The organism is Pyrodictium delaneyi (assembly GCF_001412615.1).
GTDB lineage: Archaea > Thermoproteota > Thermoprotei_A > Sulfolobales > Pyrodictiaceae > Pyrodictium > Pyrodictium delaneyi.
This window is the reverse complement of record NZ_CP013011.1, coordinates 1,294,367-1,310,684: the sequence shown is the minus strand read 5'-3', so window position 1 is coordinate 1,310,684 and position 16,318 is coordinate 1,294,367. Positions and strand designations below refer to the sequence as shown.

The 16,318-nt window shown below is 59.9% G+C and carries 16 protein-coding genes; 9 read left to right on the top strand and 7 right to left on the bottom strand.

The window, feature by feature from the left end; genetic code table 11:
• Nucleotides 1-59 precede the first annotated feature (59 nt).
• Entirely contained in the window at nt 60-911 is an 852-nt protein-coding gene (locus tag Pyrde_RS06715; RefSeq protein ID WP_055409289.1) for a LipS1 family lipoyl synthase, read from the bottom strand.
• On the bottom strand, nt 908-1,894 hold the full coding sequence (locus tag Pyrde_RS06710) for a LipS2 family lipoyl synthase (protein WP_088172104.1): 987 nt from the start codon (nt 1,892-1,894) through the stop codon (nt 908-910). The genes Pyrde_RS06715 and Pyrde_RS06710 overlap by 4 nt, the downstream gene beginning before the upstream one ends.
• A 179-nt stretch (nt 1,895-2,073) precedes the next feature.
• Here Pyrde_RS06710 and Pyrde_RS06705 point away from each other — a divergent pair, with 179 nt between their 5' ends.
• A complete protein-coding gene (locus Pyrde_RS06705) occupies nt 2,074-2,847 on the top strand; it encodes a lipoate--protein ligase family protein (RefSeq protein ID WP_055409288.1) in 774 nt (257 codons plus the stop codon).
• An 8-nt stretch (nt 2,848-2,855) separates the two neighbouring features.
• The gene (locus Pyrde_RS06700) at nt 2,856-3,800 is read left to right on the top strand and encodes a radical SAM family protein (protein WP_055409286.1); all 945 of its coding nucleotides are present in this window, start codon (nt 2,856-2,858) and stop codon (nt 3,798-3,800) included.
• A 146-nt stretch (nt 3,801-3,946) separates the two neighbouring features.
• Here the strand turns inward: Pyrde_RS06700 and Pyrde_RS06695 are convergent, their stop codons facing one another.
• A complete protein-coding gene (locus Pyrde_RS06695; protein ID WP_197272757.1) occupies nt 3,947-5,029 on the bottom strand; it encodes an AAA family ATPase in 1,083 nt (360 codons plus the stop codon).
• A gap of 154 nt (nt 5,030-5,183) precedes the next feature.
• On the opposite strand from Pyrde_RS06695, the gene Pyrde_RS06690 reads away from it, so the two are divergent.
• Nucleotides 5,184-5,879, top strand: coding sequence for a CDP-alcohol phosphatidyltransferase family protein (locus Pyrde_RS06690; protein ID WP_197272658.1), 696 nt, complete (start codon nt 5,184-5,186; stop codon nt 5,877-5,879).
• On the opposite strand, the gene Pyrde_RS06685 is transcribed toward Pyrde_RS06690, so the two are convergent.
• Nucleotides 5,817-6,206 carry a MarR family transcriptional regulator gene (locus Pyrde_RS06685; protein WP_055409280.1) on the bottom strand — a complete coding sequence of 130 codons (390 nt, stop codon included), beginning with the start codon at nt 6,204-6,206 and terminating at the stop codon, nt 5,817-5,819. The genes Pyrde_RS06690 and Pyrde_RS06685 overlap by 63 nt on opposite strands.
• A gap of 172 nt (nt 6,207-6,378) precedes the next feature.
• Between Pyrde_RS06685 and Pyrde_RS06680 the strand changes: the two genes are divergently transcribed.
• Together Pyrde_RS06680 and Pyrde_RS06675 are read left to right on the top strand one after the other, a co-directional pair.
• Nucleotides 6,379-6,981, top strand: coding sequence for a MarC family protein (locus Pyrde_RS06680; RefSeq protein WP_055409279.1), 603 nt, complete (start codon nt 6,379-6,381; stop codon nt 6,979-6,981).
• Between the two features lie 233 nt (nt 6,982-7,214).
• Nucleotides 7,215-8,036: an aldo/keto reductase gene (locus Pyrde_RS06675; protein ID WP_055410835.1), complete on the top strand. Its 822-nt coding sequence runs from the start codon at nt 7,215-7,217 to the stop codon at nt 8,034-8,036.
• A 93-nt stretch (nt 8,037-8,129) separates the two neighbouring features.
• Here the strand turns inward: Pyrde_RS06675 and Pyrde_RS06670 are convergent, their stop codons facing one another.
• The gene (locus tag Pyrde_RS06670; protein WP_143522242.1) at nt 8,130-8,993 is read right to left on the bottom strand and encodes a hypothetical protein; all 864 of its coding nucleotides are present in this window, start codon (nt 8,991-8,993) and stop codon (nt 8,130-8,132) included.
• A gap of 402 nt (nt 8,994-9,395) precedes the next feature.
• Nucleotides 9,396-10,136 carry a CdvA-like protein gene (locus tag Pyrde_RS06665; RefSeq protein WP_055409276.1) on the bottom strand — a complete coding sequence of 247 codons (741 nt, stop codon included), beginning with the start codon at nt 10,134-10,136 and terminating at the stop codon, nt 9,396-9,398.
• A 106-nt stretch (nt 10,137-10,242) separates the two neighbouring features.
• On the opposite strand from Pyrde_RS06665, the gene Pyrde_RS06660 reads away from it, so the two are divergent.
• From Pyrde_RS06660 to Pyrde_RS06650, 3 genes are all read left to right on the top strand, one after another.
• Nucleotides 10,243-11,184, top strand: a complete 942-nt coding sequence (locus tag Pyrde_RS06660) for a hypothetical protein (protein ID WP_156328024.1) — start codon at nt 10,243-10,245, stop codon at nt 11,182-11,184.
• Nucleotides 11,185-11,290: 106 nt separating this feature from the next.
• Entirely contained in the window at nt 11,291-12,166 is an 876-nt protein-coding gene (locus tag Pyrde_RS06655) for an inositol monophosphatase family protein (RefSeq protein WP_055409272.1), read from the top strand.
• Between the two features lie 55 nt (nt 12,167-12,221).
• The gene (locus Pyrde_RS06650; RefSeq protein WP_197272657.1) at nt 12,222-13,247 is read left to right on the top strand and encodes a thiamine-phosphate kinase; all 1,026 of its coding nucleotides are present in this window, start codon (nt 12,222-12,224) and stop codon (nt 13,245-13,247) included.
• Between the two features lie 91 nt (nt 13,248-13,338).
• Here the strand turns inward: Pyrde_RS06650 and Pyrde_RS06645 are convergent, their stop codons facing one another.
• Nucleotides 13,339-15,471 carry a nitric-oxide reductase large subunit gene (locus Pyrde_RS06645; protein ID WP_055409268.1) on the bottom strand — a complete coding sequence of 711 codons (2,133 nt, stop codon included), beginning with the start codon at nt 15,469-15,471 and terminating at the stop codon, nt 13,339-13,341.
• A 223-nt stretch (nt 15,472-15,694) separates the two neighbouring features.
• Here Pyrde_RS06645 and Pyrde_RS10685 point away from each other — a divergent pair, with 223 nt between their 5' ends.
• Nucleotides 15,695-16,204: a helix-turn-helix domain-containing protein gene (locus Pyrde_RS10685; RefSeq protein ID WP_143522244.1), complete on the top strand. Its 510-nt coding sequence runs from the start codon at nt 15,695-15,697 to the stop codon at nt 16,202-16,204.
• Nucleotides 16,205-16,318: the final 114 nt, after the last annotated feature.

The window sequence follows — 16,318 nt, the reverse complement described above, 5'->3', positions numbered from 1 at the left end:
CATGTACCGCTAAGGTAGACCAACACTACCATGCGTATAGCAGTGATGCAGATCTGGGGCTATTTGACACGGAACCTTGATAGAAGGTTCTCGGGTAGGCTACAGCAGGCATCATAGAGGGTGTGCTCTACCCTGGCTTCTCTTAGGGCGCGGGGGCTTGGGTTCGCTATCCTGTCCACTAGGCCCTCCTCTACCGCAGCGCGATCCAATATTGGCTTGACGCTGTATGGCCTCATGCAGCCTAGAGCTAGCTCCCCCGGCCAGAGGCTGCGGGCTAGACGTAGCAGTTCTACGAGCTTCTCGGCGGGTGGCTGGGGCTCGCCGGGCGGGGGTATGTAGACGAGTAATGTGGCCCGCTTGGCGCCTAGGTCGGCCGCTATGGTTAGCTCCTTCTTTAGCAGCTCTGGGCTGCTCCAGGGGTGCCATAGGAAGATGTGGGGTACCACGTCGTGGCCGTGCTCCATCATGGCCTCCATTACTTTGACCGTATGCTCGGGGCTGAAGGGGAGCCGGCGCACCCCCTTGATCATCTCGGGGCTGAGACTGAGCTCGTAGTCCAGCACGTTGACTGCGTCACGGAGCTGCTCGAGCACCCGCGGGCGGTCCTCGTAGCCGGGGTGGAGGTTGATCACGAGGCCTAGCCTCTTCCGGGCCTCGCGGAGCTGGTCGAGGTAGAGCTCGAGGGGGAGCCGGCCGTCCGGCCGGAGCCCGCCGCTCACGAGGACCCCGCGTACCCCGCGCTGGCTGAGCTTCTCGAGGAGCTGGAGGAGACCGCGGGGCCCCGACGGCACGGGGGTCATGCCCTTTAGGTAGCGGCCGCGGCAGTGGCTACAGTTTAGTGGGCAGCTGGCGCCGGTGAGGCTTACCTCGGTGAAGCGGCGGATCATGCGGAAGGCCTTTAGCCTGGTCACTCTCCTCCACCTAGACCTATCTCCTCTAGTTGTCTCTTTACCGCCTCCCGGTCGCGTCGGAGCAGCTCCATGGAGGGATAGTTGTAGATGGGGCCACGGGGTGGCTCGTTGTAGAATGGCCTGTTGCAGCCGGGACAACCGCTAGTCAGCAGCCCGTAGCGGGGGTCTAGCGGTGGCTTCTTGGTGAACCGTAGCGGGGGCCGGGGGTCGATGTAGTCTAGCGGGTCGAGGCCGTGCTCGAGTAGGAGCCGAGCGAGCTGGTAGACACGGTACGTGGCCGGGTCCACCCCGGGGAAGGCCCGGGGGCTGCCGGGGAGCCGGGTGTAGTTGAAGAGCGCCACCCTGGCGCCCATAGCGTAGAGGGTCTTCATGGCCTCGAGCATCTCCCTGGGTGTCTCGCCGAGCCCTGCCACGAGGTGAGCATAGACTCTGCCGCGGCCGTAGACGCCTATAGCCCTGCGTATGAAGTCGATATACATGTCCCATGTGTAGGGCTTGCCTACCTCGCGGAAGACCCGAGGCGAGGCAGCGTCGAGCCCTACGCCAAGCGTGTCTACGCCGAGGCGGCGCCACTCGTGGAGCACCCAGTCCTCGACCGGCGTAGTGGTGACCGACGCCGGGATGTCGGGGTCGGCTCTGCGCAGCTTCTCGAGTATCTCGGTTGCCTCGCAAGCAAAGCCCGGGCGGAGCACAGTCTGGAGGCAGACCCGGGCGAACAATCCCCTCCTCCAGGCCCCGAGGAGCTTCTCCAGCTCAACCACAGGCCACGTGACTCTGCCCAGCAGCCGCCGGGGCGTCCGCGCCGGCGCGGACTGGCTACAGAACATGCAGCGCGCTATGCAGCCCCCGGGACTGTACTGGAGCAGATAGGCTGTAGTAGGCCGTGCAGCTAGCCGGACTCTCTCCAGGCCTAGCACTGCTAGTGTGCCGAGCGAGGCGCGTACTAGCACTTCTACACCGTCCCCCAGGGCTGGAGCTGCCACGCCTCCTCGGTGTTATCTCCGGCGCCGAGTGCGTCCAGAAGGGAACGGTATCCGCTGCTCACGAAGATAGAGTGGCTGCTGTACACTGCATCCAGACTTGCATAAAGGGCCACTAGGCTGTACACGTAATTATCTCAGGGAGGGGCTAGAGCCGGCGGTAAGAGTCGCGGGGAGACGCCATGGCTAGAGTATTGCGGGTAGTTCTCGACCTAGAGGGCTCGCCGGCCGCGTGGCAGATGGCTGTGGACGAGGCTCTGCTCCGGCTCCGCGACGAAGACGCTATACCGGATACGCTCCGGGTCTACGTGTTCAACCCGCCCGCCGTGACGATTGGACGGTTCCAGAGGCTCGAAACCAGCGTCAACATGGAGGAGGCCCGGAGGATGGGAGTGGAGGTCGTCAGGAGATTCACGGGCGGCGGGAGCGTCTACCACGACCCAGGGGGCGAGGTGACCTACTCGATAGCGCTAAGGCTCGACTCCATCCCGGGGCTACGGGACGTCGCAGAAAGCTACCGGATAGTCTGTAGCGGCATAGTCGAGGCACTGCGGGTCCTCGGTGTAGTGGCCGAGTTCAAGCCCGTGAACGACGTGGTTGCTGGGGGCCGGAAGATATCTGGGAGCGCGCAGGCCCGGGCCCGGAGGGCGCTGCTACAGCACGGCACCCTGCTATACGCCGCCGACCTCGCAGTGATGGCGCGGCTGCTGAGAGCTCCCCGGGTGAAGCTGGAGAGCCACAGAGCCCGGGGCATAGAGGACCGGGTCACCACTGTGGAGAGGCTCCTCGGCCGCCGTCCCGCTAAGTGGGAGGCTGCGCTAGCCCTCGTGGAGGGGTTCCGCCGCGCCCTAGGCTACGACACTATACAGATAGACAAGCTCACAAGGGAGGAACGGGAACTAGCCGAGAAGCTTGTCGAGAAGTATCGGGACGAGAAATGGCTCTACCGGAGGTAGGGCGACAATTGACAGAGGCCGTGTGTGCACGCTGCGCCCTACACTGCCGCGGCAAGAGCAGTTGTGGCGTCGTAGACCCGGAGCGCGGCGACGAGGCGCCCTGGAGGGCTCTATGGCTCAGCGTCCTACGGGTCGAGGACGTGCCCCTAGCCCACACGTGCCCCGGCGGAGCTGCTGCCCGCCTAATGCTAGCCGGCTCGCCTTGGAGATGCAGGCTCTGCAGTTGGCGCGACTACACGGACCCACGTGCCGTTGAGCAGCGGGAGCTAGCCCCGCGTGAGCTATCCCGGCTACGAGTGATAGAGCCGAGCGTCTTCCTGCTCGACGGCGGAGAGCCTCTAGTCCAAGACTGGGCTCTACAACTCCCGGAGATACTCCGCAGGGAGGTGCCTGGGCTACGCTACGTGCTCGCCCGCACCGCTGGCCTCCTAGCCCTAGATCGGCTCCGGCAAGCCCACGACATGGGCTTCGACGGGCTAGTCTTCGAGTACCTCCTGGCTGTGGAGCAGGTTCCCCGGCCAGACCACGTAGCCGAGGCGCTGCGAGAGGCGCACAGAGTATTCGACATCATAGAGATCCACGTGCCCTTTGACGGCTCGCCTCGCAGCCAGGCTGTAGTAGGTGACCTCGCCGAGCGTTACCCCGAGACACCGATACACGTACTACCAGCCGAGGGCGTTGAGGACAAGGCTTACCGGCTTGTCGAAAAGCTGCGCGAGAAGGGCAGAGTGTACGTCTACCTCTATCCAGACGAGAGCTATACCCTCACTGACACGCTCTGCAACAGCTGCGGCTCGCCCCTAGTCTCCCGGAAGCCCTGGGGAATTAGGGTCTATGCAAAGGAAGGAGACGCGGAGCCACGTTGCCCGAGATGTGGTGCCCCGCAGCCTAGGCTCCGGTTGTGCAGAATAAAGAAGAGGGGAGCACTTCATAGAGAAGTAATCATCTGGTAAGATGAGCACATGCCAGGGTAGTCATACAGTGTTATGCCTTTCTCTGTCTCCACGTGCTCCTTGGGACGTCGTGGCTATAGCTGCGGGGGATAATGCAGGGCATGAGGGAAGAATGATATTCAGTATGTATAGTGTAGCGTAGAGGGCTAGCCTCGGAACTGCTCGTACCACCTCTGGTAGGCCTCTATCATCTCCCGTGTTATGCTTGGGCGACGGGCCTTTATCGCCTCAATGAAGTCCTGCATGGTTATCGGGCGTGGCTCGCCCTCGCCGCCTCCCTGCTCGAATAGCTCCCTGACCGTGCGTAGGTGTGCCTCCACGACAATGTCCTTGATGTCGCTCGCACTGTAGCCCTCAGTCATCTCTGCCAGCTTCTCTATGTCCACGTCTGGTGCTAGCTTTAGGCTCTTAGTGTAGAGCTTGAATAGCTCAACACGGGCACGGATGTCAGGCGGGGGTATGAATATACGCTTCTGGAACCGGCGTATGAAGGGCTCGTCGAGCTTCCACGGCTTATTAGTGGCGCCTATCACGTAGACGTGAAGCTTATTGCTCTTATCCTGGAGGCCGTCCATCTCCTTTAGGAACTGGTTGCGTACACGGACCTCGCCACCCACCTCGCTCTCGTGTACCCCGAGGAGTGCATCTATCTCGTCAATGAATATTATCGCGGGTTTACCGTTTCTCGCCGCTTGCCGGGCCTTCTCGAAGAGCATCTTGACCTTCTTCTCCGCCTCGCCGAGCCACTTACTCATAATGCTCGCCGCGTCTACGCTGAAGAAGACACCATCGACCTCGTTTGCCACAGCCGCTGCTAGCATAGTCTTACCGCAGCCTGGCGGCCCGAAGAGGAGAATGCCCCGGGGCCACCCTAGGGGGAAGAGGTCCGGCCTCTTGACGGGGTAGATTATTGCCTCCTTTATAGCCTGCTTAGCGTGCTCGAGGTCAGCTATGTCGCTGAACCTCACATTGGGCTTCTCTGTGACTATCCACTCCTCCAGCTGCTCAGCCTCCGTCGGCGCTGCGGGGACGCCGAGCTTCTCCAGCTGCTCGACGCGTTTACGGTACTGCTGTATGATGCCCCTGTAGACGTGGGCAAGGGGGTTATCGGGGTAGAGGCGAACTATCTTGGTCAGTATCTCTATGGCCTTGCGGTAGTTGCTTATCGCTTCTTGTACCTTGCCCTCCCGGTCAGCTCGGACGGCTGCGAGAGCATAGCTACGGGCCATAGCCTCTAGCTTGTGCAGCCCCGCAGACACTGCAGGTAGACCCCCGAAGATGGTATTGTATCCTGGACGCTATGGCTGCGATTATAAGGCAGCAGACACATCACATAAACAGCACATGCATCCAGACCCGAACCAAGGCGGGGAGGCTAGTGCCTTGCCTAGGCTTGCAGACACAGTAACTCTGGCTGGCGGCTTCGCCGCCGGCGCCGCGGTAGCATTAGCCTCTGCTGGCGCGCTTGAGGCTGCGCTGAGGCTCCTTTTCGTCTCCTATGCTCTCGATGTTCTCGACGGCTGGGTGGCCCGCCACACTAGCGGCAGCACGCCCCAGGGCCAGATGCTGGACCGGGCGCTCGACCGTGTATCCCAGGTAGTGGCGCCACTCGTCGTCTACGCCTCCTGGCTCAGCACTCAGGACGCCGCAGGGGCCATGGATGCCCTATTCGCGCTCTATGCCGGTGGACTGGTGGCTGCTGGGTTCTGGAGGCTCGTGTACAGGCCGGTGCCCAGCCTAGACTACTTCTCCGGGCTCCCCATGTTCGTCCACGCCGTGGTGCTGCTCTCCAGCGTGCTCTCCGAAGAGCCCGTGCACCCAGTCATTCTGCTCGCTCTGCTAGCTGCCTCGACTGCCCCGGTCCCGTATACAAGGAGGCTACGAGGCCGGGGAGGACCTAGCCCGGCGCCCTGGCCACGCCTGGCAGTGATGCTCCTCCTAGCAGCCGCGCCCTACGACAACGGGCTCATCGCCGAGCTCGCCTCCCTGGTGAGAGCTGCTATGCTCGTCTACGCTCTAGTGGGCTGGCTTCCTCCGGCCCTCGGCATCACTCCGGGCCCCCGGAGGGCAGCGGGCTAGCAGCTCCTCGACTAGCCTCTCTAGCTTCTCGACACGCTCCTCTAGCAGAGTGAGCCTCTCGACCACTGCATCCAGATCGCCCCGGAGCCCGTAGCTCCCTGGACGGCGTAGCTCGCGCCGCGGCAGCCCCTGAACAGCCGGGGCCACAGCATAGTAGCGGCCCTCCTCGCCCCTGGCAGCGAGCCCCGCGTCGCGCAGCCTCTGCAGCGCTATTCTGACACGCTGCAGGGACTCCCCTAGTGCGTCGGCTATCTCCCGGGGGCTACTGCCCGGGTGGTCGCGCAGATAGCTCAGCACCCTCTCCTCTACGTCGCCAAGCCGCGCCATAGGCTCCAGGCTCCTCCCGCGGAGAGGATGTGCTCGGAGGTCTACGCCTCCAGGCCCAGTATAGCCTGGTAGAGCTACATATAGATGGCTCCATCAAGGCATTACACTGGGGCCGGAGGACGAAAACCTGGGAGAAGCTCGTTGGAACACATGGACTCGGAGGGCCGCTACTATGCCGGAGGTGGGACTGCTGGGACAGTTCATCTCCTATTACGCTACGCTGGTTTTCATAATGAACCCGTTCGGCGCCGCCCCGATATTCCTGGATACAGTGGAGAAGCTACACCCATGGGAAAGACGGAGGCTAGCAAACTTCGTAACCATGGTCGTGATAGGACTACTTTTCTTCGTAGCCTTCACCGGCGACCTGCTGCTAAGACTCTACATGATAAGCATTGATGAATTCCGGTTCGCCGGCGGCATAGTGCTGCTAGGGATAGCGTTACACCGGCTAGAGGGCCACGCTAAGACCCAGACACCAGACCCACGCGACGCGGCCCTAGTACCGCTCACCATGCCGCTACTCGTAGGCCCAGCCACCATAACCTACGTGATAGTCTTCACGACTGAGGGGAACAGGATAGCACTACTAGCAGCCATAGTGGCTGCCGCAGCTACTGTCTGGGCGTTCCTCGTAGCAGCAGAGGCGGTACTCAAGTTCCTCGGCCGGAGCACTATGAGGGTGCTAACGAGGATAACTTCGCTCTTCGTAGCGGGCGTTGGTGCCTCGATGATACACGCAGCGCTAGTAGACTGGGGCATAGCAGTACGATAGCTCCACGACTAGGGGAGTTCCACCAGAGCTAGATGTACTTCACCCCTGCCAGACCAGAAGACTCTCCCCCGTCAGCTTGTACCCCAAAACCGCTAGGACAGATTCACACTTCTCCCACGTTTGGACAAATATTTCTTATATTCCCTCTAGTTGATGCTGGTTCCTTCTGCTGCCGAGCCGCCTAGCGGTAGGCAAATCTGAGGCACATGGTTCTTCTCCCGGCTGGTGCCTATATGCCACTCTTCCCCGTGGACCCGAGCGACCGTAAGCCCATCGGTGGGGATACTGTCTCGGCTATTGGGCTTGGTACCTGGGCTATACGTAACCCGCGGCGGGCTCTCGAGGTCCTAGTAGAGGCTGTCGAGACTGGCCTCGTGGACAACGTGGACACGGCTGAGATGTACGGTGATGGTGCTGCCGAGGAGCTTGTGGGGAAACTTCTACGAATCGTGGGCCGGGACCGAGTGTTCGTGACGACGAAGGTGCTACCCTGGAGGCTATGGAGACCCGAGGAGCTAGAGCGGGCTCTAAGGGCTAGTCTCCGACGGCTGGGCGTGAGTACTGTAGACCTGGTTCTCATCCACTGGCCGCTCGACGATATGCCGGTGGCGGAGCAGGTGAAAAAGCTAGAGCGCGTAGCCATCAGCAGGGGGTATGCCAGGTATATTGGTGTAAGCAACTTCGACCACAGGCAGCTAGAGGAGGCCCTGGAGGCTACGGCCTCCGCCGAGATAGTGGTCAACCAGGTGCATTATAGCGTGCTCCACCGGAGGCAGGTGGAGGAGAAGCTCCTCCCGCTAGCGCTCCGCAACGGGGTCACTATCCAGGCCTATACGCCGCTTGAGCGCGGGCTTGTAGCCCGGCACCCGGTCGTTAGAAGAGTTGCAGAAAGGCTCGGCCGTACACCGGTACAAGTGGCGCTCAACTACCTGATATCGAGGCCCCGAGTAGTAGCTATACCGAAGACCGAGCAGAGGGATCATCTAAGAGAGATACTCGGAGCCCTGGGCTGGAGGCTACCCGTAGAAGCCCTCGAGGAGCTCGAGAAGCTCTAGGAGGAGCACAGCTACGAGAGGAGCCTCCCGTGTAAAATCGTCGAGCCCATGTGGCCCCGGGGGTCCGGGGGATTGTAAATAGCTACGCGGGGCTTAGGCTAGGGCTATGAGGCCTTTCTCGGCGAGGCTGTGTAGCGCCCTTAGCACCTCGCTCTTGGACACATTGTATGTGGCTGTGAAGTCGCGTATGTCTAGGAAGCCGTTGTGCTGCTTTATGTAGTCTAGTACTAGTTTTTCTAGCTCCTCGCCGCTAGGCTTGCGGCGCCCCCGGTAGCTGGCAGGGATAGCAGCTGCCGGGGCTGGTCCCGCTGCCGCGGCCAGGGCTACTGCTGCCGCTGCCTGCTGGCGGCTCGGCTGTAGTTGTATCACGGGCTCTACTGGTGGCTCTGGGAACTCGCTCTTTATCCTCTCCTCGGCCTTCTTCATAGCCTCTTGTAGTACTTGTACTGCACTACTGCTTATCACAGCCGGGTCTATGTCGCCTATAGCGTCGACACTGGTCTCCACTATCATGTTCTTGACGCTCCTGGATAGCTCCTCGAATGCTAGATTGAGGTTGGGGTATATCGCGCGTACCTGGTCCTTCACCTCCTCTAGGGCTGCACCGAACACCATTAGTGTCTGGCCTAGCTCGCGTGTATCCCTCACGGTCTTCAACCTCTCCTTTGTCATTATCACCAGGTTCTCCACCGCCATTACCATCTTGAGTATGTTCCTTACCTGGCTTACTTCTCCCGCGTATATGGCTGCGCGGCTCTTCTCGCCGCGGCGGAGTAGGGTGATGACCTTCTCGAAGAGCTCACGGCTCCTCTTCTCGAACTTGTAGCGGAGCTCAGCCACATTGTCCTCTATTAGCTCGAGCTTGACTATTACCTGGTCTATCTTCTCGTGTAGGCTCGGCTCCTGGTTGCCCCCGAGCCCCAGGGCCTGAAGTAAGCGTGCAACTATCGCTGCCACCGCGGGGTCACCTCTCTGCACTAGTGGTGGTATCGCTCCCACTCACAGTATTCGCCATGATGGTGGATAGCTAGCCCCTCCACCCCGCTAACACACAGTAAGTACCCGTCACAGCCGCAGTCTCCGCCGGCGCTATAGCGCCGGGGGCTGCACGACGATGAACGCTCTGATGCTATGTAGAAGCTATACCCAGGTAACACTGGGAGGATGCAACAACAAGCAGGACGCAATTTTGGTGCAAAAGAGAGGACCATAGTGTTACATAGCAGGGGTGTAGGTGTAGAGGGGGTGGCGGAGGCTGCGCGGCAGGAGGAGGGAGAGATTGAGCTCGCATCGGAGGGCTGGCTAAAAACTGGGGCTAGGGGTCGAGGCTTCGTCCCGGGGTCCCTCCCTGGAGAGGGTTTAGCCCTCTATCACCTTGACTGGTATCGGCTGTAGCCCTTGTATCGGCGAAGCCGGGGCTTTTGATGGCTCTGGTTGTTTCTTTGCCTCAGTCTTCGACTCGGCTGGCTTTGACTTCACGAGGTCTAGTGCGCCGCTCTCGAGGGCCTCGACCTTGCTCTTTGTGGCCTTGAGGTCTTCTAGCTCCCGCGTGTTACTGTCCTTAGCGCCGCGGAGGTGCTCTATTGCAGTCTTGTAGGCTTTCTCGCCGATCTCGCCAGCCATGTAGGAGACCTTGAGGTTGGCTATTGCACGGTCTAGCTTAAGATTATTATCTTCTATGTCGTGCATCCTCCGGTTTATCATCTCCCGGAGCTTCTTGGCTTCGTCCTTGAGCCTGGATAGACTGGCGTTGAGCCTCTTCCTCATCTCGTGATAGACTACACTAGGTATCTCGTTCCTGCTGTACATGTCTTCTAGGCCCTTGAGCCTCTTGAGGGCCCGCTGGTAGCTAGCTATGACCTTGTGGGCTACAACCTTCCACTCGGGCCAGACTATTATGCGCCCCTCCTTAATCTCTATGGCCTCTGCGGGTATGAAGCGTACATCCCGGGACTCGGTCTCTACGACGACGTTCTGCACTGTACCATCCACGTCGCTCTCGAAGCTCACAAGCCTGCCAGCAACACGGCCATAAGGATCATAGACGGTTTCGCCTATGAATTCTTGTACCTTGTCTACTGTGAGGGGTGCCCGGGGCATATCCTAGAGCCACCGCTGGGAGTGATTCTAGAAGGCGGCAAGAGCGGGTATTTAAGCCGGGGGGCTTGAGCCGCCGGGGAGAAGGAGCGTCACGAGGGTAACAGCTGTGCCCGCCGTGAGAGCAATCGTCTTCGACTATGAAGTCGTCGGTACATTCCACGGAGAGGCGCGTGGCTCTGGGCTAGATTCATGGCTCGGCAATAGTTCACGTGTAGAGGTCGAACTCAATGTCCTCCGGGTTAGGCAGGTCGGGCTCCTGGTACAAGAGCTACCGGGGCAGAGCGTCAGCGTGGTCTGGGAGCCGATCCTCTTAATCGAGGAGCTAGGAGAGCTACTATGCAGGTTCCATGAAGGTCCTCGGGGCGAGCCGTGGCGGCACCGGTACTGTACTAACCCTGCTGTGACCCGTGACGGGTACTGCCGGGTCCACCGGGGTAGCTGGAAGGCTCTCTACGAGCGCTGCGCCCAGGGCTTCGATCCCGCATGCCTCGAGGCGTACCGGCTCAAACCTGACGAGGAGTTCTCCGTATACGTGTTAGACTATGGCGGCTCTCGGGTCAAGGTGGGGCTTACTCAGTCCTGGAGGTTTCTCTGGAGGATAGCAGAACAGCCTCACGTAGCAGCAGCCCGTGTCTACACGGGCAGACTACTCGACGCGCGTGAAAGGGAGAAGAAGCTAGGCCGGATGAAACTGGCGACAGAGGGTGCTGGGGCCAGGCTAGAGACGAGACTCCGGCTGGCTACCGGGCTACTTTCTAGACTTAGGGAACGCTGGGAAAGGGCTGCAGAGAGGCTAGCAGGCATGCTCGCTGGGCTAGGGCTCGAAGGGAGTTTCGAGGCATACGCCGTAATGCCGCGTAGCACTAGCTGGCTGTTGTCGGCCCAGCGGATCCAGGACCCCGTGTGGCTGCTGGGCCGGCAGCTCCAGCTCGCAGACTACTGGGCTGGGCTACTAGCCTTCCGGAACAATACTGGTGTAGCTGTTTTGCACCGAAGGCTGTTGCAGCACCGGCTGCTACGGGGCACCATCAAATCAGGTCCAGCATAATAAATTGTGTCGGGCTGTGTGAAGCGGGTATCACGAGTCCCGGATTCGCTGACAACCGGAACCTGGATAAAGGGGTCGGGAGAGCCCCGGGTCTCCAGGGAGCCTGGTGGAGACTCTCCTCGCGGAGCGCCGCGAGCTCGAAGACCTTCGGAGGCTCGCTGTCCGCGTCGCAGGAGAGGCTGCTGCGTATCTCCGCGACCGCTTCGGCCTCGAGGAACTCCTCAGCGTCGTGGCTGTCCACGGTCACGATGGAGACGAGGGCATGAGGATAGACGTTGAGAGCGAGCAGAACATTATAGAGCTTTTAGAGGCTGAGGGGTTCCGCGGCCTCTTCCTGGGCGAGGAACATGGCCTCATAAAGCTCGGGGATGATCCCTACATAGTGGTCGCAGACCCTCTTGACGGAAGCAAGAACTACGCCGGCCTAGTCCCCTGGAGCGCTGTAAGCATCGCTGTCGCACCCTTGCCCGCGGGACGAGAGCCTAGTCTAAGAGACGTAGTAGCAGGTGCTGTAGCACCCGTCTTTCCCTGGCCTGTCCTTAGTTTCGCTCGGGGCAGGGGCGCTTACGAGGGCGGCGCTAGGGTTGTAGTCGAGAACGGTCGGAAGACGAGGCTAGTCCTAGCCTACGTGGAGAAGCCGGAGCAAGCTGCGGTTGTGCACGAGTATCTCCGGCTAACAGGCGACAAGAGGAGTGTAAGAGCGCTCGGCAGTGCTAGCCTCGAGATAGTCTGGGCTGGGCTCGGCCGCGCTGAGGCCTTCATAGACGTCCGTGGCCGGCTCCGCGTAGTAGACGTAGCTGCTGCCATCTGGCTCGCCCGCGAGGCCGGGGCGCACGTAGCAGTCGAGAAGCATGACGCAGTCCTTACACAGGTAGTGCGTGTCGGCAGCGTGGTTGTAGCCGCAAACGAGGAGGCATGGAAGCGTATAGGCGAGGCGCTGCGCCGCACCGGACACCAGAGCCTCGACGCGATCACGCTGTAACGTGCAGTTTTCCTAGCTTCTTAGTCCTCGCCCTGCTGATCCTCGAGGGGTGGTTTTGCAGAGGCGCAGCAGCATAAGGCTCGCCGACATTGGGGAGCATCGTACAGCCGAGCTTCTAGCCGAGCTGCTCTGGGGCCAGTGGCGCTGCCCGAGCCTAGCCCCAGGTGATGACGCCTCCTGCGCTGGACCGGGTAGCCCCCGCCTACTCGTCAAGATTGACGGGGGTAGTATAGCCTCCAACATGGCGCCGTGGATGAGTCTAAGGGATCTAGGCTGGCTCCAAGTCGCAGCAGCTGCCAGCGACCTTGCAGCGAAAGCTGCCCGGCCGCTCGTGTTCCTAATCTCACTCGGCCTAGCCCCTGAGACGCTACTAGAGGAGCTTGAAGAGCTAGTAAGTGGTGCTGCCGAAGCAGCGAGAGTCCACGGCGGCTGGCTAGCGGGTGGCGACCTTAACAGCTGCCATGGACAAGGCTGCGGCTGGGTCAACGTAGCCGCTGTAGGCGTCGCCCGAGCTGCGCCGGTGCCGCGCCAGCCCAGGAGGGGCGACCTAGTCTATACTACTGCTGGACGGCTCGGGCTCGGCGGGCTCGTCTTCCACTCGCTCGCCGCCGGCACGTGGAGGGAGGACATGGAATCCTACCCGAGGGCATTCATGGATATGTCTAGGCCTATTGCCCGGCTGGGCTTCGCCGAGCTTGCTGAGAGGCTGCCCCGAGGCTGCCTAACAAGCTCCGTAGATACTAGCGACGGGCTCGCATATAGCCTCTGGCTACTCTCCCGGGCCGCCGGGGCAGCAGTAGAGGTCGAAGACACCCCGGTTGAGAGGGAGGCGATAGACTACGCCTCGGAGAAGGGCCTAGACCCGCTAGAGCTGGCGCTCTATGGGGGCCAGGAGTTCGAGATCGTCTTCACCGTGAAGCCAAGCTGCGCCAGCATAGTAGAGGAGGAGGCGGAGAAGGTCGGGCTACGCATAGCCCGTATGGGCAGAGTTCTGGACGGGCCGGGGCCCCGGCTGCTTCATCGGGGGAGAACTCTGGAACCCCGGGGCTGGGACAACTTCCTAGGATGGAGCGTGAGTTAGCCCCCAGGGTACTGTAGTGATTGCAAAAAGGATTCGTCCCTTGGGGCTACGTCTCCTAGAGCGTGTACCCCGGCCTCAGTAGAGGTGCTCGTCAACTCTTCAGCGCTCTCGGGAGAGCCTTAGCGATCTCTACCAGGAAGACTAGCAGAGCTGCCGCCACAACGAGGTCGCCTAGCAGCCTAGCCCATACTAACGCCTTCACCGTGCCATCCATCCAGAATCCTGGCGAGCCGTCAGGCGTCACTAGACTCTTTATGAACCAGTAGCCTTGGCTGCTCCCAGCGTCGAACTGCTTCAGCATTAGTGGGCCTAGCGAGACGAGTATCTGGAGGTAGAAGCCTATAGCCATCACTATCGCTGCCTTGCGTAGCTTGCGGAGTGTCGTGTCGCTAAAGCCGCCGGCAAGGTAGAATGCTACAACCCACATCAATATGCTTGGAATACCATAGGCCAGCGGCATAGCTAGGTGTGCGTGCACCATCGTGCCTTGACTGCCGTGGAGGTAGTAGTTGACTACTGGCATATTGATGAGGCCGGCGCCGAAAGCTATGACGCCTATCGCGCCGCCTAGCGCTGCCACGAGTATGAAGGTTACCAGGGTCTTCTGCAGCTCGGTCTTCATCTCACCACGGCGCCATAGGACTATAGCGTAGGCTATCAGGAAGCCTATGGGGAGCACCTCTAGTGTGCTCATAGCAGCACCGACGTACATCCAGAAGGTTGGCTCGCCGCCCCAGTAGTAGTGGTGGGCCGTGCCTATCATGCCGGTTGCTATCTCGAGGGCCGCGTCCATACCAGCTACTGCTATGCCTAGCTTGGGCGGCACCAGGCCTGTTACAATTAGCAGAGCTACCAGTATCGGCACCAGTATCGCTGGCCAGAAGCCCTCGACAAAGCTGTGGATTGTTATCCAGCGGAAGTACTCGTCGACGGTGAAGTGGCTCCAGGGCCGCACTATGGGCAGCGCGCCTACGAATGCGCCCGCCGCTGCGCCAGCGAGGCCTATTGCTAGTATCTTTAGCAGGGGCCGTGCCGGCTCTAGCGGCGTGGTCTTCGCTGTCCGGTAGACTACCAGCGCCAGGTATGTCAGGAGCCCGGCTACTAGTAGGAGCCATAGCGTACCCTGGGAGATGACGGGGCGGCCCTGGCTACCCAGTATGAACCAGATGCTGTCGGGCATCTTGCCCAGGTATGTCAGCCATATTCCGAAGAGTATGCCTAGTGCTGTTACAGCGCCTGCTCCTAGTATGGCTAGGGCGTGTTTCTCGGTTATCTTGGCGCCGAAGTAGGGCAGTATAAATATGGCGAAGGATACCCATGTCACTACTATCCATAGTATTGCTAGGTTGTAGTGGAGGGCACGGGCAACGTTGAAGGGTAGTATTCCGGTGAGGTCTACCCCGTAGAGTGTCTGCTCAGCGTAGAGGTGCATCATGTAGCCGCCTAGTAGCCCTTGTACTGCGAGGCCAAGCGCTGCTAGGGCCATGCCTACTAGTGCTAGTCTCTGGGCGCGGCTCGGCGGCGGCAGCTCGACCGTCACGCGCCGGTCGCGCCAGTAGTCGATGAACTTTAGCAGTACGTAGCCTACTAGGGGCATTACTACTAGAAGTAGGAGGAATATCGTTACCCAGGTCGCCTTCACGCTGGATATGGTTGGCTCTACTAGGCCAGGGTAGTAGGGGAACCCATTGGTATAGCCCTTGATGGCTATCATTGCGCCCCAGGTGAAGAACGCTGTTATCTTCTTGGCCTCGTCTGGTGTAAGGTCTAGCGGTGCTAGCCTTGTCTCCTGTGTTATTTCTCCGCGGAAGAATCGTGTGTAGAAGTCTAGGGCGCGGCGATAGCCTTCTGCGAAGACGTCGCTAACTACTGCTATTGTCTCGCCGCCCTGTTGCTCGAACCTGGGCTCTAGTGCTGCCTTAAGATCCTCTATGCCAGCCTCCTTAGCGGTCTCGGCTAGTATATGGAGCGTATATGCTGTATAGTCCATGCCGAAGTAGCCGCCAAAGCCTAGGAAGCTACCGTAATCCTGAAGTCCATAACGTTGTACTAGCACCTTACCGTCTACCACGTCTTGACCGGTAAAGAGGAGTTCGCCAGTCTCTGTCACCACCTTATCGGGTATCGGTGGGAGGTTCTGGAACGTGTAGAACGCCATTACACCATACACTATGTAGACTAGTATCGCTGCTACGAGTACTAGCTTTGTAAACCCGTTCTTCACTATAATCCAGCCCCCTCTCCTTGTTCACGCGTGTAAGAAGGGGTATTGACATGCCGCGTTACTAGTGTAGAGGCTACAGCGCGAAACCACAAGATTTATCACTGTCCATCTCCATGTTTTGCGTAACCGATTCGGATACGTTGAGACCTCTGGCAAGGGTAACCGGGGGTGGGTATAAGCCCCTCCTTGAACACGTGTTAGCAATTCTCGGGAGAACAGGGCCTTGAAGCTCGCTGTAATCACTATGAAGCAGTGCCAGCTCCTGCGGGAGCTGAAGCCCCGCAGTTATCTGGCCTTCGGCTCCTGTGGTGCTGCTCGCAGAATGATAGAACATATTATCGAGGACCAACATGGCCGTATTGAGAAACTGCGCGTCAGCTGCCGGGACTGTATACTCGCCCAACTGTTACAAGGAAGCTACATCGTGGGTCAGCCTGTGCTCCTACCCGAGGGGCTTATACGCTTCGTAGCAGTCTATACCAACGCTACCCGCAGAACAATATCTAGGAACAGGAGCCGGCTCGTAAGCGTCGAGATTATTGATGCACGTTCGCTCCTACTCACACCTCGGCAGAGAGCAGTACTCAGAATGCTAGGCGACTCTGCGACGATAACGGGAATAGCCTCCCGGCTAGGAGTATCAAGGGCTGCTGCTGGCAAGCTAGTACGCCGGACATTACAGAAATTAGCACTACTGTACGCCGCTGAACCAAAAGCTGCTGGAGCACAATAAACCGAAACAACTAGCAAGGAACTCTGGCAGGACCCACACAAATTTAAGAGTGTAAAAGAGGTGGCTGTTCAACACCTCTTCCGGGGCTGTGACGAGTGTAGCCTGCCCCGAGAG

Bases quoted from the DNA above. Each gene is read 5' to 3' on its own strand.
- Pyrde_RS06705 (WP_055409288.1), top strand. From the start codon at position 2,074: ATGGCTAGAGTATTGCGGGTAGTTCTCGACCTAGAGGGCTCGCCGGCC.
- Pyrde_RS06695 (WP_197272757.1), bottom strand. From the start codon at position 5,029: ATGGCCCGTAGCTATGCTCTCGCAGCCGTCCGAGCTGACCGGGAGGGC.
- Pyrde_RS06685 (WP_055409280.1), bottom strand. From the start codon at position 6,206: ATGGCGCGGCTTGGCGACGTAGAGGAGAGGGTGCTGAGCTATCTGCGC.
- Pyrde_RS06680 (WP_055409279.1), top strand. From the start codon at position 6,379: ATGCCGGAGGTGGGACTGCTGGGACAGTTCATCTCCTATTACGCTACG.
- Pyrde_RS06675 (WP_055410835.1), top strand. From the start codon at position 7,215: ATGCCACTCTTCCCCGTGGACCCGAGCGACCGTAAGCCCATCGGTGGG.
- Pyrde_RS06665 (WP_055409276.1), bottom strand. From the start codon at position 10,136: ATGCCCCGGGCACCCCTCACAGTAGACAAGGTACAAGAATTCATAGGC.